The organism is Myxococcus sp. CA005 (assembly GCF_006518205.1).
GTDB classification, from domain to species: domain Bacteria; phylum Myxococcota; class Myxococcia; order Myxococcales; family Myxococcaceae; genus Myxococcus; species Myxococcus xanthus.
Map to the genome: position 1 here is coordinate 1 of NZ_SRLV01000061.1, position 21,784 is coordinate 21,784.

The window sequence follows — 21,784 nt, forward strand, 5'->3', positions numbered from 1 at the left end:
GGGGCAGGCGGGCCGGGGAAGTGAACGGCGCGCTGGCGTCCGGCCCGCTGGACGGAGTGTGCTTCCGGGCCCGAATTATGGCCCGGAGCGATACCGCGGCGCTCGAGCACCTGGTGGCTGTCCGCCCTAACCTCGCGAAACTACGGGGGCTATGGTGCCAGGCGTGTGCATCCGCGCGCCAGGCAGGAGCTCCACGGGGAAAGTGACCAGGCCTGGCCAGGCGCGGCGAAAGTGAACGGCGAAACTGAACGCGAAAGTGCCCGCGTTCACTTACCGATGGGCACTTTCAATCGGGGTCGGCGGGGGCGCGACGTCCTTCGGAGGTGCTACGAGGGCGTCGTCCTTGGGGCTCTCCGGGGCGGCGGTGTCGAGGTCCTCGGCGTCGCTCGCCGTCACCTCCGCGTCCACCTCACCGCGCTCGGCGGGCGTCGTCTCACGAGCAGCGCGCAGGGCCTGGGCGTGTCGGGCCTGGAGGCCCTCCAACGAGAAGGTGGCGTGCAGCTCCTGGCGGGAGTCGGCGCCACCCATGACGAACTCCTTGAGCCTCACCATGGTGTTGAAGTCGGTGGGGTTGTCGACGCGCACGCGGCCCTCGGACAGCGCTTCCTCGAAGCCGAGGAGGTAGCCGTCAATCATCTTCAGGGCGTCGTCCTTGGAGACGGCGATGGCGTTGGCGCGCAGTTCAATCAGCTTCTGGTCCGCCTTGGTGGCGATGCGCGTCTTGGCCTCTTCGCGGCGGCGCAGGCAGTTGTGCTCCTTCGCGTAGTTGGCAACGAGCGAGGTGGCGACACCAAAGCGCTCGGCCAGCTCGCGGTAAGAGGCGTAGCTCGTCATGGTTGAGCCGTCGGGGAGCGTCTTCACGTCGCCGAAGACGAGGGCGCGGTCCAGCTCCTGGCGTGGGAGCGCGGGCTCCTCGGACTTACGGGGGCGGCCTGTCTTGCGCTTCGGAGGAGGTGGGGCTTCGGCCGGCGCGGGCGCTTCATCCAGCGCGGGCGTCTCGTCCGGCTGCTGGCCCGCGAGGAGGCGCTTTCGGCGGCCGAGGCAGTCGTGCTGCTGGGCGTACCGGGCGACGGCGCTGTGGGCGACGCCGAAGCGCTCGGCCAGCTCGCGCAAGGAGGGGAAGCGGCGCTTCACACGGCCCCGCGTGGTGGGCACCTCCTCGCCTTCCACGAGGAGCCTGTCCACCTCGTCATGAGGCAGCCGAGGGCCTTCGGCCTTGGTGGGGCGCCCCAGCTTCTTGAGGGGCTTCTTCTGGGCCATGCCTTCCCTCAGCAGCCTCCGGGGGGCTGTACTGCGGCGTCCACGTCCTGGGTGCGCAGGCGCTGCATCAGCCGCGTGCGCTGGCGCTTCAGCCGCTGGTACACCCGCTCGACCTCGGTGGTGTCGCCCTCGACGAGGCGGCTGACGTAGGCGCGCAGCTTCTCGCGCCGGACGACGGTGGCCATGAGGACCTCGACGTCGCTGCGAGGCAGCGTGGCCCGGGCGAGGTGTACCAGCACCGCATCCCTCCGCACGAAGCTCCGGCGGACGCTGGGCCGTCTGGGGCTCTCCACCGGCGTGGCGGGCCGAGCGTCGGGCAGCCACTCGGCGAGCTGCGACTGCGTGTACGTGTCGTGCTGCTCCGCGCGCTCCTTGCGGAGGTAGCGGAATACCTCGCGCGCTGTCTGCTGGCGCAGGCGGGCGGCAGTCCAGTCACCCCAGCGCGAGAGGGGGAAGGCGCGCGCGACGGACAGAAAGGTGGCGAGGACGAGCTGGTCGAGGTCCTCTTTGGGCACCGCGTTGCCGATGATGCGGCGGCGCAGACGCGTCAGCATGGGGGCGTAGGCGGAGGCGAGTGCAGCCGTCCACGCCGGGCTGGAGGAGGCCTGGATTTCGGCCACCAGGGCCCGGGTGAGGGCTTCCCGCTCCGGGTACGTCTCCTCGCGCGCGTCACCCAACGCGGCCAGCACCGATTCGAGCGTGGCATGGCGGGCGAAGGCCGGCCGCCGCGTGCGCGCAGCCGCGAAGACGGCCTGGTGCCGAGAGGCGAGCGCCTCCACACGCAGCAGGCCCAGGAGGTGGCCGAAGAAGTCACTCACCGAGGACGGGCCTCCCACCACTCGCGCACCAGCTCAAGGAAGTCATCCAACTGCATGGCGACGAGGGGTGGCTGCCCGTCGTCCTTGCACACGGCCAGCGGCCAGCGGCCCGGCGGGCACGTCTCCACCGCTTGGCGCATGGCCTCCCGGACGTTGGTGCGTTGGTGGGCCTTCGCTTCGACCCAGAAGCACGGCACCTCGACGTCGGACATCTCCTGCCCGGTGCGGTACTGGAGGCCGCGGCGGATGAGCGCCTCCGGCATGGCCTCACGGAAGCGGTGGACGAGGGCTCTCTCGAAATCGGCGCCTTTGCGGCGGGAGGACGCGCCACTCACGAGACACCTCCCGACTCCTCCATCAGCCGCTCCATGTGGCCGCCCCGGGCCATGCGCACCGCGAGGCAGCGGGCCACCTCTAGCGCGCAGCGAGCGTCCGCCATGGCACGGTGAGGCGTCGGCCGATGGAGGCCGAAGCGCTTGGCCAGGGCGTTGAGAGAGAGGGACTCCACCTCGCCGGTGGCGAGCAGCGGCCACGCGAGGCTGGCGGTGTCGAGGCGGTGGTAGTCGACGCTGGGCAGGGCCAACTCGGACCGGCGATACGACTCGACGAGGAAGCCCCAGTCGAAGCTGGTGTTGTGGCCGGCCACGAGGGTGCCCGCCAAGAGCGGCGTCACGGTGGCCAAGACTTCCTGGAGCGGCAGCGCGTCCCGCCACTCCTCGTCGGAGTAGCCGCACACGGCCAGGGCTTCGGGGTGCGCGTCGGCCAGCCGGGTGGGCTTCACGCGGGCCTCGTACTCCGCCAGCACCTTGAGGCTGCGGGCGTCGACGCGCAGCACCGCCACCTCCAGCACCTCGTGACGGGAGGCATCCAACCCCGTCGTCTCCAGGTCGACGAAGCAGAGCGTCCGCAGGTGCGGCGGGATGCCGGGGAAGAGCGGCGGACGGAGGGCAGAGACAGGAGTGGTGTCAGAAGCAGGATGAGCGAGCAGCACTATGCAACCTCTTTGGCCCAGAACCTGGGCGAGTGGTGTTTGGCGGCGAGGGAGTCCAGCTCGGCCTTCAGCAGCGCGACGCGCGCGGTGCCCAGGCGCTTGCCCGCGTCCTTCAGGAGCGCGTCGAGGGCCTTCTTCTCGACGCTGGCGAGGCGCTGCACCAAATCCTCACGGGGGAGGCCGGTGGCGGGGGCCAGCACCGCGACGGTGGGCTCCAGCGGGTAGTCGAGGCTGGTGGTGTTGAACATGCGGTAGCGCGTGCCGGCGAGGACGAGTTCGTCCTGCTCGGCAAGGTGGGCGCGGAGGACGCCCTCCAGCTCCGCCTTGCGCGCGCCGAGAATCTTCGCGAGGTGGGCGACTTCCTGGCGCTCCCGGGCGACGGACTCCAAGTCAGACGTGTCCTCGCAGACGACGCCACGCCGGCCCTCCAGCGCCTGGGCGTAGGCGGGGCAGTCGCGCCGGTGGTCGCAGTACACGCAGTTGGGGTTGAGGCGGGCGGGGAAGGACTCCGCCGTCTCCATCTGCTGGCCCAGCGTCTCGACGTAGGCGAGGGCGGCTTCCAACTGCTCCTCGGTGCGCGTCGTCTCCTGCAGCACGCCGTGGCGCAGCATCCACATGGAGAGGCGCACCTTCTTCGCCCAGGGCCACATGCGGCGCGCTGCGAGGGCGTAGAGGCTGAGCTGGAGGCTGGAGTCCAGCTCCTCGCGGGTGAAGAGCTGGTGGTTGGATTTATAGTCCATGACGTGGACTGTCTCGTCGTCCACCCAGTCGACGCGGTCGATGAAGCCCAGGACGGTGAAGGGGCCCACCGGCAAGCGGAACTCCTTCTCGACGGCAAGGATGTCGCGGCAGTCCACGCGGCCCTGCTGGCGGACGAAGTCCTGGAGGATGCGGAGGCCCTGCTGAAAGACGTCCAAACCGGAGAGGCCCGAGGCGGCCCACTCTTCACGGTAGAGCTGGAGGGCGCGCTCCTCGGAGAGGCGGCCCACGTACTCGGTGTCGATGACTTCCTGGAGGAGCCGCTCGAGGACGGCGTGCAGCGCTTTGCCGAAGCTCAGGGGGACGCCGGGCTCGGCAGTGCGCTTGTCGAGGTAGTGGAGCTGGTACGACAGCGGGCAGGCCTCGAAGCGGCTCAGCCGGCTGTATGACAAATGCTGGTTTCGCAGGGCGCTCATGACGTGGCCTCCGGGCCGGTGCGGCGGGCGTGTCGCGAGTCAGTCATCACGCTCTTTTCGAGAGACACATCAAGTCGAAGGGGACAGGCAGCATGGCCCGCTGCGTGTGTTTCACAGGCGCGGGGCACGCTCATGGCGACACCTCGTCCGCGGAGGCTTGCCGCTTCTCGAAGGACATGACGCGTGAGCCCGGGAAGGCAGACAGGACGCGCACCAGGGTGGCGGCGTGCTCGGGGGTGAGCTCCTTTCGGGCCTGGCCGGTGTAGGCCGGGACGAGCCACACCTCGCCGTAGGTCTCGGAGGCGAAGCACACCTCGGCGTTGAGGGCCCTGAAGCTGGCGATGTCCTCGTCGGTGAGGCCGCGCAGGCCGGAGAGCGGGGTCTCCGCGTCCAGCCCCTTCACATCGGGAGACGGAGCTGGCGGCGCGGGCCTGGAGGCGGGAGCCGGGGCGAGCTTCTTCGAGCCTGCCTCGGTCAGCGGATGGCCGAAGAGATCCACAGCGGCTGGAGCGGCCTTCACCGGAGGCGCAGGGACAGGTTGAGCGGTCACGTCACGATGAGGCCGGGCCTGCCGATTCACCTTCAGCCACTCGGTGCAGGTGCCGCCCACGCCGGGCAGGGTGCAGCCACCGCCAGGCCGGTAGTGCAGGCAGTGCTTGCCCTCGCCGCGGACATAGGCTTCGCACGTCACGCCAGGCGGACGCTGTGGGGCGGGAGTGGGCTGGAGGAGGTGTGTAAGGGCCATGCGCGGATGTCGGCGGCGCGTGTTTGCCGATACACCCTAAAAGCACCCCATCCCTTCGATTTGGGACAAGAAATCTTTTTGCCCGATTTCTTTTTTGATTTTCCCGGGGCGAACGACACGCGGCCATAAGGCAGAGCAAAGGCCTCCGGCGCGATTTCGGGGACATGCCGTCACCGGGTGGCAGAAAGGTGGCAGCCGGTGGCAGGCACTTTTTGAAAGACTGCCACGAAATTCCCCAGTGAAAACAACGGAGTGGCAGTGGTGGCAATGGTGGCAGTGTTTTTTGGGGTAATGCACCCTAGGGAGAGCGAGACTTCGATTCCCCTATTGAATAGTGCCATTCAAATATGCGCGCGCGTCACGTAGGGGTACCTGAAAAAAGACTGCCACCACTGCCACCAAGAGATAAGTTGTTGAAAAGAAAGAAGAAAAAGGTGGCAGGTGGTACTGCCACCCCTCTGCCACCCCTGCCACCTCTGAAACTTTGAGTGAAAGCACTGCTGCGGAATGTGAAGTGTCCCGGCCGGACCGACGAATCGCGGGGGGGAGTGAGGGGGATTGAGACGAGTCGCGGGAGTGACATGGCCTGAGGATGGCCTCAGAACGGCCGGAAACGGCCTCCTGGCACGAGAAAGGGGCAGGGGGGCGCCTTCCCCCCTGGGAGAGGGCTCTCGGCGATTCCTGGGGCTTGCTGGGCCGTCATCCACCTGTGAGGGCCGACGGAAGCGCCGCACCCCCCCTGCGCGGTGGATGTGATTGAACTGTGAGGAGACTGTGTTTCACGGAGTGCGCGTCCTGATTCATGGACGGCGCGTCTCCACCTGCGTGGATGGCGGATGGAGCCATTGGCGCTTCTCCCACCCGTGTAGAGGGTGCCCCGGGCGGTGTCGTCTCGGCATGAAAGTCGCAGAGCGGCGCTCGCATGTCCCCGACGCTGAGACAGCCGATTTTTTCACGTGACGGCGCCTTCGCCCGAGAATCAGGGTGCGTCGGCATAGCACTGAATTCGCGTTTGGCCGTGTATGCCAACACTCGAAGGCTGCATGGTGCGTGTCACCTGCATCCCGTGGAAGGGACGTGTGAATGTCCCCAGTATGGCGACGCCGGTACTGCGTTTGTGCGCGTTGTCGGGCTTCCCGCACTCAGGTTTCGACGTCTCGGCCGTAGTGTGCGGGCATGTATCAACGCGGTGGTATTGAGGGTTGTGGAGAAGGTGCCGTGAATTCCGGATTCAGCGAGATGTGTGGAGCGATTGCGGCCGGCCTGGTGCTGTCGGTGGGGTTGGGTGTCCAAGTCGTCGCCCGGCTTCAGGCCGACGCGTGGGGGCTGCCTTGTCCCGCTCCTATTGCCCCTGCAGTCGCCCCGATAGTCTCAATAGGGCTCGCTCGCTGCTGTCGCGGAGCCACTGGCCGCTGACTTGGGCCTGTGCCGCGTCTGGCCGAATCCCGATTGAGTCCCCACAGCGTCCTGGCGCTCCCACGAATACGGGAGCTGCTGGACGCTGACGTCGCTTCTCGTGTGGGACTCGCCACGCTTCCCCATTCCGCTGGCCCTTGCCGAGCGCTGGGCTGGGACGATGTGCGCCTGTGCGTAGATGCTGGAACACACTTCACGAGGAACTCGGCGTGTCCATTCGGACGGCCGAAGCGCAGCGCGCCTACCGCCTGCTGCGGCGCAATTGGGAGACACTCGAAGACTTCGAGCAGCCAGAGGCCCTTGTCGCATTTCTCACCGCGCGCGAGGGGGACTCCCACGTCAAGGACGCAGTGCTTGCCGGCCTCGTCACGCTGGCGCAGATGCGGGCGGAGTCCGGCTTCTTCACGGCGCTGTTGTGGCTGGGAGTATGGCCGGGGCTGGACGGCGTGTATCGCCGCTGTCTCAGGCGCTTTCGTGTCTCGCCCGCGGAGGTGGTTTCTGCGATTGCCGCGTCCTTCCTGGGACTCGTGGCGCGCGTCAACTTGTCCAGCGTCCAGCGGGTGGCAGCAGCACTCGTGCTGGGTACCGAGCGCGACGTCCTGAAGGCCTTGAGCAAGGAGCGAGGGGCCGAACTCCATGGCGTGTTGGCAGAGACGGGGAGCGGGGAGCCCCAACTGGACCTGCCGACACCTTCTGTGTCGCTCGTCCTCTCCTTCGAGTCGGAGATGGCGGAGCTGCGTGCATGGCTTCGCCCTCTTGTTGGAGACGACACGGAGCTGCTGGTGTCCGTCCTTCTCTATGAGGAGGGCTATGTCGAGGTGGGGGCGAGCTTGGGGCTTGCGCCTGCGGCAGTGCGCAAGCGCGTCCAGCGGGCCCTGGGGCGCCTGCGAAAAATGAAGAAAAAAATGCCCGGAAAATTTCGTTGTCCCAAATCGCTTCGCGAAAGTGCTTTTAGTAGTGGTGAGATTTGAAACAACCTGGACGGGATTGAAGTCGCAGCAGGGCGGGAGACGGCGCGGTGGCCTGCAATGTCAGGCGGCTGATGTCCCCGATTCATTGCTGCCGGGCTTTGACTGAAGGGCGGGCCCATTCTCGGGCCCCATTCGTGAAGCGCATTCACGCAGCCTGTCCGCCCCGGCGGACAGCGACGCCCTCGTATTGCCAACAACCTGGAAGGACTGAATGAGAACAGCCACGCGAAACAACTTCGAGCGCGATGAAACATTCGTGCGCTTCTTCGCGCGCATCGACGGACACCGCCTCCGGGTGGTGGGCCGGGGCGACTCAGGGCCGGAAGAGGAGGGCCGCAGCGCGTGCCTCTGCTGCGAGTGCGCCGGGGCACAGGCCAATGACTACATCCGCCTGCCAGGCCTCTTCCGCCGCTGGGAGATTCAGCACGTTGTGGATGCCGACGCGGACTTCAACGTCGAGCCTGCGGGCTGCGCGGAGGACGGCACCGAGTTGTTTTCCATGTACCGGCGCGCGCACCCCACCACGACGCATTGCCAGAAAGAGGAGTGAAGCACATGGCCAACATGTGGGAACAGACGGCCGCAATGGCCAAGCAGCATGAGCAGCAGGGCGGTGCCTGGCTGAAGCTCGCGAATGACGGGGACACCGCCGTCGTCGTCTTTCTCGGGGAGCCGCACCCGCGCGAGGTGGTTTTCGTCGACAACAAGTTCGTCCCCTTCGACGAGACGCTGAAGGCCCAGGGGCAAAAGCCCTCGCTGCGCGTGGCCCTCAACGTCGCCGTCTACGGGACGCGCGAGGTGAAGGTGATGGAGCAGGCCGTCACCTTCTTCAACACGCTGATGGAGTTGCGCGCGAAGTACGGGCTCGAGCGGTGGGCCTTCGAGGTGAAGCGCCGAGGTGCGGCCAAGGACACGAAGACGACGTACTCCATCCTCCCGGACCGGCAGCTCACTCAAGAGGAGATGGCGGCCTTCCAGTCGTTGCAGCAGCATGACCTGCCGAAGCTGTACGCGGCCGAGGCGGCTGGCGCGGCGAGCGGCGCGTCGCCTGCGGGCGCTTCCAGCGCGAAGCCCGCCGAGCCTGTCGACGTGAAGCTCGCGCAGGCGATGGCCACCGCGCTGAAGGCGCTGCCGCGCGAGGCGGTGGACAGGTTCCTCCAGAAGTTCGCCGTCCAGCGCATCCGGGACATCCCTGCGTCGAAGGGCGAGCTGGCGCGCGCCTTCGTCGACTCCCTCGTCGCCGAATACTCCGCGGAGAGTGTTGCGGACGTGGACCCCTTCGGGCCGTAAGCACGCCCCACTGAAGTTGGTTGCCGAAGCTGTGCGCGAAGGGGGCCTGTTGCGTGCCCCCGACGCGCTTCTCTGAGGAAGACAAGAATGGTGGAAGACTTCTCCGAAATGCGCGGGGACGGGGGACGTGTTGTCTCTCGCACCCATGACTCCAGCGTGGGGGCCGCGCCGTCAGCGCCTACGCGCAACACGAGCACGGGCAAGCGGACGCTGCGCGTGCGTGTGGATGCCGGGCTGCGGCTCGCGGCGGGTGACGTGCCGCCCAAGGTGCTGGAGGCCCTCTGCCGCGCGCTCTCCCTGCCCAACCCCGCGTATTGGAAGCTGGTGCGGCTGCGCAAGCGCCCGGGGGCGGAACCCCAGACGCTGTACTTCTTCCGCCAGGAGGGACGCGAGCTGGTGCTGCCGCGCGGGGCCATTCACCTGCTGCGAAGGGCTGCGGACGGGGCGGGCCTGACGCTGTCCTTCGAGGACGCGCGAGTGTTGCCGCCCAAGCGCCTGCCGAAGCTGCCGGAGGTGGCGCTGCGCGACTACCAGGCCGAGGCCGTGGAGCGGCTGGCGAAGGCCACCCAGGGGACGGCGGTGCTCCCATGTGGAGGCGGGAAGTGTGTGAAAAATGACTCCCTCATCTTCACGGACCGTGGACTGGTCACCGCCGCTGAGCTTGCCGTCGGCGTTCCCGAGGAACATGCGGCCTTCACGGAAGTCGGCGTGGACACGTCGACGGGTCGCGCAACCACGAACGCCGTCTACAACGGGGGGCGCTCACCAACGAAACGGGCCCGACTCGCTCTTGGCTATGAGTTGGAGGCGACGCCGGAGCATCCCATTCGAGTGCTGCGTGATGACGCCCTCGCCTGGGTGCGCATGGACGAACTCCACGTTGGGGACCGCGTCGCCTTGCGTCGCGGCAGCGAGGTGTGGGGACGCTCCTCTCTTCCCGAGGCATTCCGCTGGGTAAAGCCCAAGTATGCGGCGAACTTGAAGCTCCCCAAGGGCCTGGTGCTCGATGAGGTGGCGGCCGAGGCCTGCGGCCTCCTGGTCTCCGAGGGGACGCTCACCAAGCGCCTCGTGACGGAGTTCACGAACGCGGATGCGGACAATGTCGGGTTCATTTCTCGCTGGGCTGCCTCCATTGGCATCGACCTCAGTCGCAACGGGAGTGACTCAATTCAGTACCTCCTGTGCTCAGTCGTGTTGCGTGAGTGGTTGGCGTGGTTGGGGCTCGACTACACGAGGGCCGCGGGGAAGTGCATCCCACGGGCCGTCCGCTTCGGGGGGCGCGACATCATGCGCGCCTTCTTGCGCGGCCTGTTCGACGGTGATGCCTCCGTCGATCCTCTCAAGGGGGTTATCGAATTCTGCACCGCCTCCGAGCGAATGGCCCGAGAGGTCCAGGTTGCTCTCCTCGGGCTCGGGATTCTGGCGTCGCGCCACTCGCGCACCGTCGCGGGATACGAGCAGTTGTACTGGCGAGTGACTGTCAACGACGTCGCGACCTTCGAACGTGAAGTGGGGTTCTCATCGAACTGGAACAGACTTCGCCTCCGCGAGGCGGTGGCTCGTGCCGAGGGGCGCTGCAGAAACCCTAACGTCGACACTGTCCCCATCAATGGGCTGGTGGAGCGGCTCTATCGAACCGCCCAGAAGCAGTTGTCCTGGAGCAGCCAAGAGGGGAGGATTTTCGGCAACTACGTCCATGGAGAGCACGCTCCTTCCCGTGCCGCGCTCGAGCGGATGGTGCAGCGCTGGGGCTCGGAGTGCCCGACGGAGTGCCTGCCCATCGAAGCCTTCCTCGAACTTCCGGTGGCGTTCCTTTCCGTCGAGTCCATCGAAGATGGCGAGGCCGACGTCGTGGACCTTTCGGTGCCCGAGACGCACGAGTTCGTCGCCAATGGCGTTGTGTGCCACAACACGATGTTGGCTCTCGGTGCAGTTGCGCGCCTCCGCACTCAGACGCTCGTTCTCGTCCACACCCTGGACCTGGCCGAGCAATGGCGAGAGCACGTGCGCGAGCGCCTGGGCCTGGAGGCAGGCCTCGTGGGCGCGGGCGAGGAAGATGTGCAGCCCGTCACCGTGGCCGTCGTCCAGTCCCTCACCCGATGGGAGGACGCGAAGCTCGACGCCTTCCTCGGCCGCTTCGGCCTGCTCGTCCTCGACGAAGCCCACCACATTGGTGCAAGCGCTTTCCACCGAATCGTGGACCGTTGCCCGGCGCGCTACCGACTGGGCCTGACGGCGACGCCCGAGCGGGAGGACGGGCTGACGCCGCTCTTGCGCCTGTACCTGGGTGCGCCCCTGGCGGTGGTGAGGCACGAGGAACTCGTCGCGCGCGGGGTGCTGGTGGTGCCCGAGGTGCGCGTTGTGGAGACGGCCTTCGAGTACCCCTACGTCGGCTCCGCGGACTACGCGCCCATGCTGGGGGCGCTGGTGGAGGACAAGGCTCGCAATGACCTCGTCCTTGGCGCCGTGGCCCGCGAAGCATGGGCAGGCCACCTGTGCCTCGTCCTCACGGGGCGGGTGGACCATTGCGAGCTGCTAGCGCAGCGGCTGTCGGCCACGGGCATTCCTGCCGCTGCGCTGACGAGCGCGGTGCCGCGCGCGGAGCGCAAGGCCCTCCTGGACAAGGCTCGTGCTGGACGCGTCCGCGTCCTCGTGGCCACCAGCTTGGCGGATGAGGGGCTGGACTTGCCGCGCCTCTCGCGCGTCTTCGTGGTGTACCCCGGCTGCGCCAAGGGTCGCACCGTCCAGCGCCTCGGACGCCTGATGCGCCCGCACGAGGACAAGAAGAGCGCCGTCCTCATCGACTTCCTCGACAGGAAGGTGCCGCTCCTGCGGCGCCACCACGTGAAGCGCCGCCAGCAGTACGCCGCGGTGCTGGGAGTGGCGGCTGCGGCCAGCGCCCATTGAACCTCTACATGGAGTGAACACCTTCGATGACGACACCTTCTGATACCACTCCAAGCACTCCAAACCCCGACGCCATCCGCGCCACCTGGCGGTGGCTAGCGCACGCGCCGCATGGCGTGAGCGAGGTCCGCGTCATCCGCCCGGGCGGCGGTGGCATCGTCGGTCTGGGCTTCTTCGACGACGAGGAGGCCTTCGTCGCGGCCTGCGTGGCGGCCAATGCCGGCGGCAACGTGTACGTGGGCATTCAGCCGCGGCCCCGGCGCTTGCTCGAGCTGGCCCCCAACGTCCTGCGCCCCTTGAGGACTGGGGCGGGCAGCAAGGACATCGAGGCGGTGACGGCCACGGTGGTGGACCTGGACCCCGTGCGCCCCAAGGACACGGCCAGCACTGAGGACGAGCTCTCGCTGACGCTCCAGGTGGCGGAAGCCGCTGCGGCTTGGTGCGAAGCGCAGGGACTCGTTCGACCGCGGCTGATGATGAGCGGCAACGGCGCGCAGCTCTGGTTCGCCTTGCCGCCGCAGTCGCTGGAGGGCGAGAGCCACGAGCGCGTGCAGGCGGGCCTGAAGGCCTTCGAAGCCGAGGTGCGTGCCCGCTTCGCTTCCGAACGCGTGCACGTGGACTCCATCCACGATGTGGCCCGCATCATCAAAGTGGTGGGCACCGTCAGCCGGAAGGGCGCGGGGACAGCGGAGCGGCCTCACCGAGCAGCTCGGGCGCTCGCCGGCTTCGAGCGCGTGGAAGACGCAGGACTCCTGGAGCGCCTGCTGCGCGCGCCGGTGCAGCAGCCCGTGGCGAACCTGGCGCGTCCAGCCCAGGTGGCGATGCCGCTGGCGCCGGCTGCCTCGGCCCCGCAGGGGACGGTGAAGGCCCGCCGGACGGAGGCGGGGGAGTATGACTGGGCGCAGCCGGTGGAGATGTGCGGCCCGGTGCAGCGCCTGTGGGAGCAGGGGGCGGAGGACCGGAGCGTCGCCATCTTCAACATGGTGCGCTTCTTCGCGCACAAGGGCTTGGGCCTCGACGAAATCACCGAGCTCGTCCTCGAGTACGACCGCCGGGGCCTCGGGAAGCTGAAGGGGAGAGACGGCAAGGTGTACATCTCCAAGGCCTACGAAAAGGTGGTGGCCACCGCCCGCGAGGATGGCGCCGTGGCGCCGCCCTGCCACTCCCTCCAGGGCCTGGGCTTCTGCCGCGTCAACCGCGAGCCGGACGTGCGCTGCGAGCTGTACGACGTCGTCTTCGACATCGAGAAGGCCGTGGAGGCGCTCGCCACGGTGCCGGCCCAGGAGATGGCGTATCGCCTCAAGCCCATTCTGGAGGCCATCTCCCACCGTCCTCCGTCCGCGCAGGAGAAGTACCTGGGCCTGCTGGAGGTGCGCACCGGCCTGGCCGCGCAGAAGCTTCGGCTGTCCATGGCCCGCGCCGTGCGCACTTCCGCAGCGGGAGAGGGCGAGGAGGGCGCGGACTCCAAGGGAGGCGGGAAGAGCAGCAGCGGTGATGACACCATCGACGGCGAGGTGTACGAGGACGCGTACTGCTACTACACGGTGACGCAGCGCGGAGACGCGAAGGCGATTTCGTCTTTCACCTTCACGCCCAAGGCCGTCGTCGAAACCGAGGAGGGGGAGGTGTTCCTCGGAGACGTCCGCACGGACAAGGGCACCAGCGTGGAAGGGGCGCGGCTGCCGAGGCGGGCCTTCAACTCGCGCAAGGAGCTGCTACACCACCTGCCCTCCATCCACACGCAGTGGACGGGCAGCGACAACAACGTACAGGGGTTGCTGCGCGCGGTGGCGCGGCGTGCGGTGCCGCGGCTGCCGGGCACCAGTGTGCTGGGGGACTTCAAACAGGGGGCGCACCACGTGTGGGTGGCGCCTGGATGCACCATTGGGAAGGAGGGCTTTCTCTCCCCGTCGCCCGTGGCGTACCTGCCCAATGGGGCGTCACTCGAGTCGCGTGTCCGCTACGAGGCCACGGACGACGACAGCTTCCACGACGTGGCGCGCACGGTTTTCGAGTACCTGCCGCGAATCAACACGCCGCAGGTGGTGCTGCCCATGCTGGGGTGGTTCTTCGCCACGCCGCTGAAGCCGCGCCTCTTGGAGAAGGTGGGCTCCTTCCCCATTCTCTTCTCGTACGGGACGCAGGGCAGCGGCAAGTCCAGCACCTGCACGGAAGTTTTCTGGCCGCTGGCCGGCGTGCCGGCCTCGGACGCCTACAGCGTGACGGAGACGGAATTCGCCCTCGTGAAACTGCTGTCCTCGACGCGCTCCGTGCCGGTGGTGCTGGACGAGTACAAGCCCCATGACATGCCGCCGCCGCGCCTCCACTTGGTGCACCGCTACATGCGGCGCCTCTACCGCGGAGAGACGGAGGAGCGGGGCCGGCCGGACTTGACGGTGTCCACCTACCGCTTGCAGGCCCCGCTGTGTGTCTGCGGAGAGACGCGGCCCACGGAAGCGGCACTCGTGGAGCGCATTCTTCCCGTCAGCCCGGAGAAGGCGACGGTGCAGCAGCCGGCCTACCGGGCGGCCTTCCGCGAGGTGACGTCTGTGCGCCTGGCCCTCTTTGCCCCTCGCTACATTCAATTCTGCCTGGGTCGGGACTTCGACGCGGACTACCGCCTGGCCCGCGCCGTCGCGGACGACTTCGTGAAGGGGCGACAGGTGCCTCCGCGCGTCGTCGACAACGTGACGGCCATGCTGCTGGGCATTCACCTCTTCGAGCAGTTCGCCGAGGAGTGCGGCTACCCGTTGCCCGCCGACTTGGGCGCCCGTGAGGCCGTGGACGCCGTGCTGAAGGACGTCCTCGAGGAAGAGGAGGGCGTGCGAAACGCCCTCGACGTCTTCATCCAGAAGCTGTCCAACATGGCGATTCAGGGCGAGCTGAAGCACCGCGTGCATTACGCCTTCGTCGAGGGACGGCTGTGCCTCCACCTGGAGTCCGCCTACGACGCCTTCCGGATGTACTGCAAGCGCACCGACTACCGAGGAGAGATGGTGGACACGAAGGCGCTGCGACGCCTCATTCACGAAAACCACCGCGCGGGAGGGTACGTCGTTTCCCCAAGCGAGCGCGTCTGCTTCGCCGGCAAGTCCCTGCGCAGGTGTGCCCTGGTGATTGACGTCGCGAAGGTGCCCTTCATCTCCGCGGAGGAATTCCCGCACGTCGAGGAGGCAAGCCGTGGGTGGCGCGGCCAGGGCTATGGCTTCGCGGAGGAAGGGGCGTCCTGAGTGAGTGCTTTCGAGCGGGTGTCTGGGTGGAAACCCATTCTTGAGGTGGAGTCATGACAAGGCTGTCGCGTAGCAAGCTGTGGGCGGAGTTTCTTCAACGTCTGGCGTCGGAAATGGAGCCGCTGGCCCCCATGCTTCACCAGGGGCGGCGGCTGGTATGGCGGCAAGGGGAGTGGCTGAATTGGGTGACGCTCTCGCGCCACTCCTGGCCGGACAGGCATTTCCCCGAAGCGCCGCCGGTGACGCGGATTTCGATGAACCGATTCATTTTTGAACCCTCCGAAGCCATGCTGCGCCGGTTTGGCTTCAGCGGTGTGGGGCTCCCCTTGGGGGAGCGGCGTCTGCGCCTGGAGTGGACTGTCTACGGGGAGGAGTTGCTCGCCTTCGCGAGCTGGCTGCCGCTGCTGATTCGCGGCCGGCTGAATGCGACGGAGCCGATTCCGCTGCCCCCGCACCCGAGCCACGTCTTCAATGGGGGGCTGAGGAAGACAAGCTATGCATGGACGGCCACGGCGTGGGAGGCCTATGCGCGTTGGAAGCGAACGGATGCGAGCCTCCCATGCGTGGCGATTCCCGCCGGCCGGGTGAAGCCGGCAAGGGCCCTGACGAGAACACTTCGTTTGCCCCACTGAAGCGCTTCCCGCTGCGGCCCATACGGGCCACGGCAGGGAGGTGCTGCGATGCCCGGTGTTTCTCGTTTGGCGAGTGGGGTCGTCCTGGCGGGAGTGCTGCGGGTGCCATGTATCCCCTCGATTTCGCTCTCAGGCCTTTGTCATGACGATGGATACGCGAATGTCGAAGCAGCATGCGGTTGAGGTTTCAGTCGGGGGGCGACTCAGCACCCCGAAGCAGCGCCAGGACGACGCGGTGGACGTGCTGTCCGAGGCCCTTTGGGAGCTGTGGCTGCGTCGGCATGCGCAGCCGCAACGACAGACGCCAACGTGGGGTGCGGAGGAGAGCGCGCATGGCTGAGCCGCGGACTCTCGACTTGTCTTCTTCCGGGGACAGAGCGTCCATGGCTCTCGCCCGAGGGCGTGCTGCCCCGGACGAAGGAGACACCACCATGGCGAAGAAGGGGATTGCGCGGGCCGCGCGTAAGGAGCTGGCGGACGTGCCACGGCAACTGGCCGCGCTGGCCAGCATGTCGGTGCCGGATTTGGCGGCGAAGTACCTGGAGCTGTACGGCGAGCCCACGCGCAGCCGCAACCGGGACTACCTGAAGAAGCGCCTGGCCTTCCGGATTCAGGAATTGGCCGAAGGGAGCCTCTCCACGCGCGCCGTCGCACGCATTTCGGAGTTGGGCGACAAGCTGCCCGAGCGGTGGCGGATGCGACAGGTGGAGGAGACGAAGCCCTCCGAGTCGCCTCCTCCAGCCGCTGTGGACGGGCGCGCAGCCGCTGCGGACGGGCGCGACGTGCGCCTGCCGCCGCCGGGCACGGTGCTGACGCGAGTATTCAAAGGCGCTCAGCACCGGGTGACGGTGCGCGAGGAGGGAATCGAATACGAGGGGCAGCTTCACCGCAGCCTCTCCAGCGTGGCCAAGCTGATTACAGGCACGGCCTGGAATGGCTTCACCTTCTTCGGCCTTAAGGACGGCAGCCCGAAGGCGGTGACGCGATGAGCGGACCCGCCTTCTTCCAAACGTACATGGGCCAGCGCTTCTATGAGACGACGATGCCGCAGCTCGTCCGCCAACTAGGGCGTCTCAACGACAACGTGGAGCGGCTGGTGGCCGTCGCGGAGCAGCTCGCCGGGCAGAAGGAGGCCTCGAGCGCCGAGCCGGCACGCCCGACAACGACAGCGGGGACGGAGGAACCATGAGGAAGAGCAAAGCACCGCTCACCGAGGAGAAGCGCTGCGCCGTCTACACGCGCAAGTCCACCGCAGCGGGCCTGGAGATGGAATTCAACAGCCTCGACGCCCAGCGCGAGTCCTGTGTCGCCTACGTGCAGCGCCAGCCCGGCTGGGTGTTGGTGGAAGAGAGTTACGACGACGGTGGCTTCACCGGCGCCAACATGGAGCGGCCCGCTTTCCAGCGGCTGCTGCAGGACGTGGACGCGAGGCGGGTGGACGTCGTCGTGGTCTACAAGGTGGACCGCCTCTCCCGCAGCCTCCTCGACTTCGCGAAAGTCATGGAGCGCTTCAATGCGGCGGGCGCCTCCTTCGTCTCGGTGACGCAGAACTTCAGCACGGCGGACGCCATGGGGCGGCTGACGTTGAACATGCTGATGTCCTTCGCCGAGTTCGAGCGGGAGATGATTTCCGAGCGGACGCGGGACAAGGTGGCCGCCGCGAGGCGCAAGGGGAAGTGGACGGGAGGACGCGCGCCGCTGGGCTACGAGGTGAAGGACAAGCGCCTCGTGGTGAATGAGTACGAGGCGGTGGTGGTGCGGGAGGCCTTCGAGTTGTACCTCCAACACCAGCAGGCCTCGGCGGTGGCACGCCTCCTTAATGAGACGGGGCGCACGACGAAGCGGTACGAGGCCCAGAGTGGTGCCACGCGCGCGGCTCGGAAGTGGACGACGCAGGATGTGCTGCGCCTCTTGAGGAGTCCCCTGTACGCAGGCTTCGTGCCGTATGGCGACGAGACGCACCCGGGCGAGCACCCGGCGCTTGTAGACAGGGCCACCTTCCACCGGGTGCAGGACATGCTGGAGAGCCCCGGCATTCAGTACCACGGGCGTAACCCCGACTACGTGCTGCGAGGGCTGTTGCGCTGCGGCCTGTGCGGCGAGGCAATGACGCCCGGCAGCACGCGCAAGGGCGAGCGCGAGTACCGCTACTACCGCTGCGTCACCCGGGACAAGCAGGGGAAGGAGGGGTGCCGGGCCGCTCCCCTTCCGGCAGCCGCCCTGGAGGACTTCGTCGTCGCTCAGCTGCGGGAAGTCTCGGTAGGTGACGGCTTCGCTGCCCAGGTGCATGCCCGCCTCACGGCGCGGCTGGAGGAGAAACACCAGGCCCTGCGCGCCGAGCGCGCGCAGTTGCCGAGGGACTTGGCCAAGCGTGCTGGGGAGTCCGCGAAGTGGGTGGACTCCCTCTCCAAGTTGGAGGGCCCAGCCCGGCGCCTCGTCGAGGAGAAGCTGACGGCCGCGGAAGAGGAGGTCGCCGGCATGCGAAAGCGGCTGGCGGAGGTGGAGCGCGCCCTGGACGCCATTGAGGGGGAGAGGGTGGAGGCTGCGTGGGTGGCCCAGGCCCTGGGGAACTTCGACGCGGTGTGGGACGCCCTCACCTCTACGAATCGGGGGCGCCTGCTGCGGGCCCTCGTCGGCCGGGTGGTGGTGAACGAGGCGACGGGCAAGGTCGACGTGCATATGGCCCACGTTGGTGAGGCCGCAGTGACTGGGCGCGAGGAGGTGGCGGCGTGAGCGCGAGCCCCGAGTCTCAGCCGGCGGAGGCGGGCCTCGTCAGCGCGCACTTCCACCGCGTGCGTCGCGCGAAGGTGGTGCGCCTCCGAGGGGGGGCGCCACCCCCGCCGCGAGAGGTGTCGCGCCGGCCGGCGCACGTCGCGCGAATGCTGGCCCTGGCTCACCATGTGGAGTCCGCCATTGGGCGGGGCCTCGTGGCGAGCGCAGCGGACGTCGCGGGTCAACTCGGCTTTACCCGAGCGCGTGTGACGCACCTGCTGGACTTGCTGCTGTTGGCGCCCGACATCCAGGAGGAGGTTCTCTTCCTCGAGGCGGTGGAGGGAGAGGAGCCCCTCAGCGAGCGAGGACTCCGGGCCATTGCACACTCGGGGACGTGGGAGGAGCAGCGCGAGCAGTGGCGTGAGGTGAAAGCTTCATTTTGAGACTGGAGTCCGGATGTCTGGACTCCTTGGTGTAGCGTGAGTGCAAGAGGCTGAGTTGTTGTCCGCGTTGAGAGTGCGCGGGCTGTACGGCCCGCGCGGAAAGTGAGCGAAGACACATGCAGAACGACATGAAGGGCATCATCCAGGCTGCGGTGGCGGAGGCGGTGGAGAAAACGATGAGCCGGCAACTGGAGCTGCAGGAGCGGCAACTGGAACTGCTGGGGAAGATTGCGCAGTTCCTGGGCATTGAGTCCGGCTCGGCTCATGCGGCGTCCGCGCCGAAGCGGGCCCCCGTACCGTCTCCCGCGTCGAAGCGCATACCCGCGCCCGCGCCAACGTCCACGCCGAAGCGCACGCCCTCGGTGTCCGTGCGGAAGTATGTGAGGCCGGAGGCTGCGCCGAAGCCCACGCGGGCCGGCCCCGCGCCCCAGAAGAGCCGGGGGCGCCCGCGCGCAGCGGGACGCACTGCGACGGCCGCAGCCCCCAGCGCCAGTCCCAGCCCCGAGGCGCCCGTCTCCTTCGCGGTGGGACAGGAGGTGCGCTACAAGCAAGGGCGGGGCGCCTTCACGGCGAAGGTGAAGGCCGTCGACGAGAAGGCGAAGACGGTGACGGCGGAGCGCGTCTCCGACGGCAAGCAGGTGGTGCGCCCCTTCGACAAGGTGACGCCCGCCTGACGCGAGCTGCGGGGCAGGGTTGAGTTGAAGAGCGTGGTTCTCAGCCGACAGAAGCCCCAAGAGAAGTGCCTGCGGGACTACACGGACAGCATGGTGGTGGAGGCCACCCGCATCCACCACCATGCTGTCCGCAGAAACGCAGCAGCGATTCTCGGCGGGGCAGTTGTCCGAGTCGGATGTCTTCTGTGGGGCAAATCTGCCCCGTCCCGAATGTGCAGACTACCGACCCCGGAGTCGTAAAGGGGTGCGTCTAGCGAACACTGCCCGGGTGGAAGCACCCGGTGCTCGCTCTCCTTGCTGATGCTCGTCCGCCATGGCTTCGAGCTGCCCCTGTGCAATGGCGCGGTAGTGAGGCACGACTTCCACGGCGAGCACGTTCCGCATCTCCTGGCGGGCGCTGTCGAGGTCCCCCTTGTCCTTGTGCTCGTACATGCGGTGCAACGCGTCCATGAGCCGGCGAGTGCCCTCGCTGATGCGCCGAGATTCCTCTTGCAACAGGCCCAGCGCTCCCTCTTCCGTGGCGAGCGCGCTCTCGACTTCGCTGGCGCTGATGCCCACCTCTGCGGCCGTGCGCCTCAGCAGCGCCTTCTCCTTGCGCGTGAGGGCCACGCGCTCTCCTTCGGTGAGGACGCGACGCGCCAGTGTGCGAATCGGCCCCCAGTCAATGGTTTTACTCACGATGCATGTTTCCTTTGCGGGCTGCCCAGCCCGGCGTGTGAGGCCGAGGCTGGGGTCTCTTTCACCCCGGATAGGCGCACTTGGGGCGGCCTGTCCGCTGCGGGTGGCAGAGGGCTTCACAGCTTCATAAGGGTCATGTTAATTCGACGGTCGAGTCAACTGGACCTAGCAAGCTTCGGGAGAGTTGCCCGCTACGGCGAATGTCGGTGACGGTGGGGCCGCGCCCCTTCTTTCAGGAGGATTCACAGCCATGACGAAGCGTTCGGAAGATGAAGTGTCGACGGAGGAGTTCCCGCCCCGCCCCCCCACACCGCCCAGCCCCAGCTCGCCGCACTTCCTCTTCGTCGTGGATGACGTTCGCTACGAGGCGGTGGGGGAGCTTGAGGTGCGGTCGAATGGCGAGAAGCTCCTGAAGGCGGAGCGGCGAGTGGCGGATGGAGTCCTGGCCGGCCCCTGCCTGGTTCGCCGGATTGCCACCCCCTCCACGTACATGATGCGCACGCGGCTGATTGAAGAGGTGCAGTTGGCTTTCCGGCTCAACCACCCCAACATCGCTCAAGTCTTCCACATGCAGGTGGATGAGGAGGCGGACGCCCCCTTCGCAGTCATGGAGTACGTGGGTGGGCCCTCGCTGGAGACGCTGGTGACTGCGGCGTTGGTGCGAGGCAAGCCCCTCTCGGAGGGATTTGCCTTGTACGTCGGGGCGGAGGTGGCGGACGCGCTGCACTACGCGCACACGCTGACGTCGGAGGAGGGCGTGCCCCTGGGCATTGTCCACCGCGACGTGAGTCCCAGGAGGCTTGCACTGGGGCCGCATGGAGAGGTGAAGGTGCTGGACTTCGGCGCGGCGTACTCGCTGATGGTGGGGCGGGAGGAGTCGCCGGAGAATCTGCTGCGGGGGGACGTGGCCTACGCCTCTCCGGAGTACCTGCGCAAGGAAGGGCTGACGCCGCGCTCCGACGTCTTCAGCCTGGGGGTGTTGCTGGTGGAAGTCCTCACGAGCAAGCACCTCTTCGAGGTGCATGACGTCCCGGTGGTGGCGTCGAAGGAGACGCGGTTTGTCACGGAGTCGCCGCCCACTTTGCCGCTGCAGCAGATGCAGGCCCTCATGGAGACATTCACTCCGGATGTCGTCGAGAAGGCGGTGGCCCACCTCAGTGAGGACCTCAAGGCGGTGTTGCACACGGCCCTGCGCCTCAACCCCGAGGAGCGCTTCGCGACAGCGGCGGACATGCGGGATGCGCTGCGTGGTGTCGCCCACGCCCAGCTCCGTGCGCCCTATGGGCGCGCGGAGGCCGCCAAGGAGGCCGCCCTCGTGGTGTCCGAAGGCGGGGTGCTGCGGGACCAGGTAGAGTTCGGCGAGGCCGGCCTCTACCCGGATGGGCTGGAGAAGCACGAGCTGGGACTCCCGAAGAAGGAGTAGGCCGCCGATGCTCTGCTTTCGCCTACTGCGCAATGGCCGGCACGTCGCAACCGCGGGGGTGTCGGGCTTCGGTGTCGTCTCCACCATTCTGACGTGGGTGCGCCGCCCCGATGATGAGACGCGCGACAACCCGGAGGTGGACCTCCACCTTGGGGGCTCCGTGGGCAGGGAGTACCGCGAGCACCTGAAGTGGTGTTACGCCAAAGATATCCGTGCGGGCGACGTCCTCACGGTGGAGGTGCGTGAGGACTTGGAGCCTGACCCTCCGAAGGAGAGACGCCTCGACGAGGAGGCGGGGCTGGATGATGTGGCCCGCCTCCAACTGAGGAAGAAAGCCCTGGAGGCGCAGCTCGCCGATGTGAATGAAGAGCTGGCGGAGCGCGGCGCGGCGTAGCGGGGGGCCTCCTCCTTCGGACAGG

20 protein-coding genes are annotated in these 21,784 nt (G+C 67.6%); 13 read left to right on the forward strand and 7 right to left on the reverse strand.

Annotated features, from left to right (window positions below; all coding sequences use genetic code 11):
* Nucleotides 1–270 precede the first annotated feature (270 nt).
* The 6 genes from FMQ63_RS24460 to FMQ63_RS24485 all read right to left on the reverse strand — a co-directional run bounded on the left by FMQ63_RS24460 (nt 271) and on the right by FMQ63_RS24485 (nt 4,989).
* Nucleotides 271–1,260 carry a hypothetical protein gene (locus FMQ63_RS24460; RefSeq protein ID WP_011551976.1) on the reverse strand — a complete coding sequence of 330 codons (990 nt, stop codon included), beginning with the start codon at nt 1,258–1,260 and terminating at the stop codon, nt 271–273.
* 8 nt (nt 1,261–1,268) lie between these two features.
* Nucleotides 1,269–2,099 (reverse strand): hypothetical protein, encoded by an 831-nt coding sequence (locus FMQ63_RS24465; protein ID WP_011551977.1) that lies wholly within the window; start codon nt 2,097–2,099, stop codon nt 1,269–1,271.
* A complete protein-coding gene (locus FMQ63_RS24470; RefSeq protein ID WP_020479245.1) occupies nt 2,075–2,413 on the reverse strand; it encodes a hypothetical protein in 339 nt (112 codons plus the stop codon). The genes FMQ63_RS24465 and FMQ63_RS24470 overlap by 25 nt, the downstream gene beginning before the upstream one ends.
* The gene (locus FMQ63_RS24475; RefSeq protein WP_011551978.1) at nt 2,410–3,069 is read right to left on the reverse strand and encodes a 3'-5' exonuclease; all 660 of its coding nucleotides are present in this window, start codon (nt 3,067–3,069) and stop codon (nt 2,410–2,412) included. The genes FMQ63_RS24470 and FMQ63_RS24475 overlap by 4 nt, the downstream gene beginning before the upstream one ends.
* Entirely contained in the window at nt 3,069–4,244 is a 1,176-nt protein-coding gene (locus FMQ63_RS24480; RefSeq protein WP_011551979.1) for a PD-(D/E)XK nuclease family protein, read from the reverse strand. The genes FMQ63_RS24475 and FMQ63_RS24480 overlap by 1 nt, the downstream gene beginning before the upstream one ends.
* A gap of 130 nt (nt 4,245–4,374) precedes the next feature.
* Nucleotides 4,375–4,989, reverse strand: coding sequence for a hypothetical protein (locus FMQ63_RS24485; protein ID WP_011551980.1), 615 nt, complete (start codon nt 4,987–4,989; stop codon nt 4,375–4,377).
* A 1,625-nt stretch (nt 4,990–6,614) separates the two neighbouring features.
* Between FMQ63_RS24485 and FMQ63_RS24490 the strand changes: the two genes are divergently transcribed.
* From FMQ63_RS24490 to FMQ63_RS24545, 11 genes are all read left to right on the forward strand, one after another.
* Nucleotides 6,615–7,376 (forward strand): sigma-70 family RNA polymerase sigma factor, encoded by a 762-nt coding sequence (locus FMQ63_RS24490; protein WP_020479246.1) that lies wholly within the window; start codon nt 6,615–6,617, stop codon nt 7,374–7,376.
* 211 nt (nt 7,377–7,587) lie between these two features.
* Nucleotides 7,588–7,926, forward strand: coding sequence for a hypothetical protein (locus FMQ63_RS24495; RefSeq protein WP_011551982.1), 339 nt, complete (start codon nt 7,588–7,590; stop codon nt 7,924–7,926).
* A gap of 5 nt (nt 7,927–7,931) precedes the next feature.
* Nucleotides 7,932–8,666 carry a hypothetical protein gene (locus tag FMQ63_RS24500; protein ID WP_043613452.1) on the forward strand — a complete coding sequence of 245 codons (735 nt, stop codon included), beginning with the start codon at nt 7,932–7,934 and terminating at the stop codon, nt 8,664–8,666.
* Between the two features lie 87 nt (nt 8,667–8,753).
* Nucleotides 8,754–11,573, forward strand: a complete 2,820-nt coding sequence (locus FMQ63_RS24505; RefSeq protein ID WP_026114344.1) for a DEAD/DEAH box helicase family protein — start codon at nt 8,754–8,756, stop codon at nt 11,571–11,573.
* 26 nt (nt 11,574–11,599) lie between these two features.
* Complete coding sequence (locus FMQ63_RS24510) at nt 11,600–14,803, forward strand: hypothetical protein (RefSeq protein WP_011551985.1); 3,204 nt, start codon at nt 11,600–11,602, stop codon at nt 14,801–14,803.
* Between the two features lie 287 nt (nt 14,804–15,090).
* Nucleotides 15,091–15,435, forward strand: a complete 345-nt coding sequence (locus FMQ63_RS38115; protein WP_228556487.1) for a hypothetical protein — start codon at nt 15,091–15,093, stop codon at nt 15,433–15,435.
* A 431-nt stretch (nt 15,436–15,866) separates the two neighbouring features.
* Entirely contained in the window at nt 15,867–16,424 is a 558-nt protein-coding gene (locus tag FMQ63_RS24525; RefSeq protein ID WP_020478557.1) for a DUF2924 domain-containing protein, read from the forward strand.
* Nucleotides 16,421–16,624 carry a hypothetical protein gene (locus tag FMQ63_RS24530; RefSeq protein WP_011551988.1) on the forward strand — a complete coding sequence of 68 codons (204 nt, stop codon included), beginning with the start codon at nt 16,421–16,423 and terminating at the stop codon, nt 16,622–16,624. The genes FMQ63_RS24525 and FMQ63_RS24530 overlap by 4 nt, the downstream gene beginning before the upstream one ends.
* A complete protein-coding gene (locus FMQ63_RS24535; protein WP_011551989.1) occupies nt 16,621–18,168 on the forward strand; it encodes a recombinase family protein in 1,548 nt (515 codons plus the stop codon). Before FMQ63_RS24530 ends, FMQ63_RS24535 begins: the two co-directional genes overlap by 4 nt.
* Nucleotides 18,165–18,590 carry a hypothetical protein gene (locus FMQ63_RS24540; RefSeq protein ID WP_011551990.1) on the forward strand — a complete coding sequence of 142 codons (426 nt, stop codon included), beginning with the start codon at nt 18,165–18,167 and terminating at the stop codon, nt 18,588–18,590. Before FMQ63_RS24535 ends, FMQ63_RS24540 begins: the two co-directional genes overlap by 4 nt.
* Nucleotides 18,591–18,706: 116 nt before the next feature.
* Nucleotides 18,707–19,264 carry a hypothetical protein gene (locus tag FMQ63_RS24545; protein WP_011551991.1) on the forward strand — a complete coding sequence of 186 codons (558 nt, stop codon included), beginning with the start codon at nt 18,707–18,709 and terminating at the stop codon, nt 19,262–19,264.
* 219 nt (nt 19,265–19,483) lie between these two features.
* On the opposite strand, the gene FMQ63_RS24550 is transcribed toward FMQ63_RS24545, so the two are convergent.
* Nucleotides 19,484–19,942 carry a DUSAM domain-containing protein gene (locus FMQ63_RS24550; protein WP_020478556.1) on the reverse strand — a complete coding sequence of 153 codons (459 nt, stop codon included), beginning with the start codon at nt 19,940–19,942 and terminating at the stop codon, nt 19,484–19,486.
* 250 nt (nt 19,943–20,192) lie between these two features.
* On the opposite strand from FMQ63_RS24550, the gene FMQ63_RS24555 reads away from it, so the two are divergent.
* Nucleotides 20,193–21,365, forward strand: coding sequence for a serine/threonine-protein kinase (locus tag FMQ63_RS24555; protein WP_011551993.1), 1,173 nt, complete (start codon nt 20,193–20,195; stop codon nt 21,363–21,365).
* A gap of 7 nt (nt 21,366–21,372) precedes the next feature.
* On the forward strand, nt 21,373–21,759 hold the full coding sequence (locus tag FMQ63_RS24560) for a hypothetical protein (protein WP_043612936.1): 387 nt from the start codon (nt 21,373–21,375) through the stop codon (nt 21,757–21,759).
* The last annotated feature ends 25 nt before the right edge of the window (nt 21,760–21,784 follow it).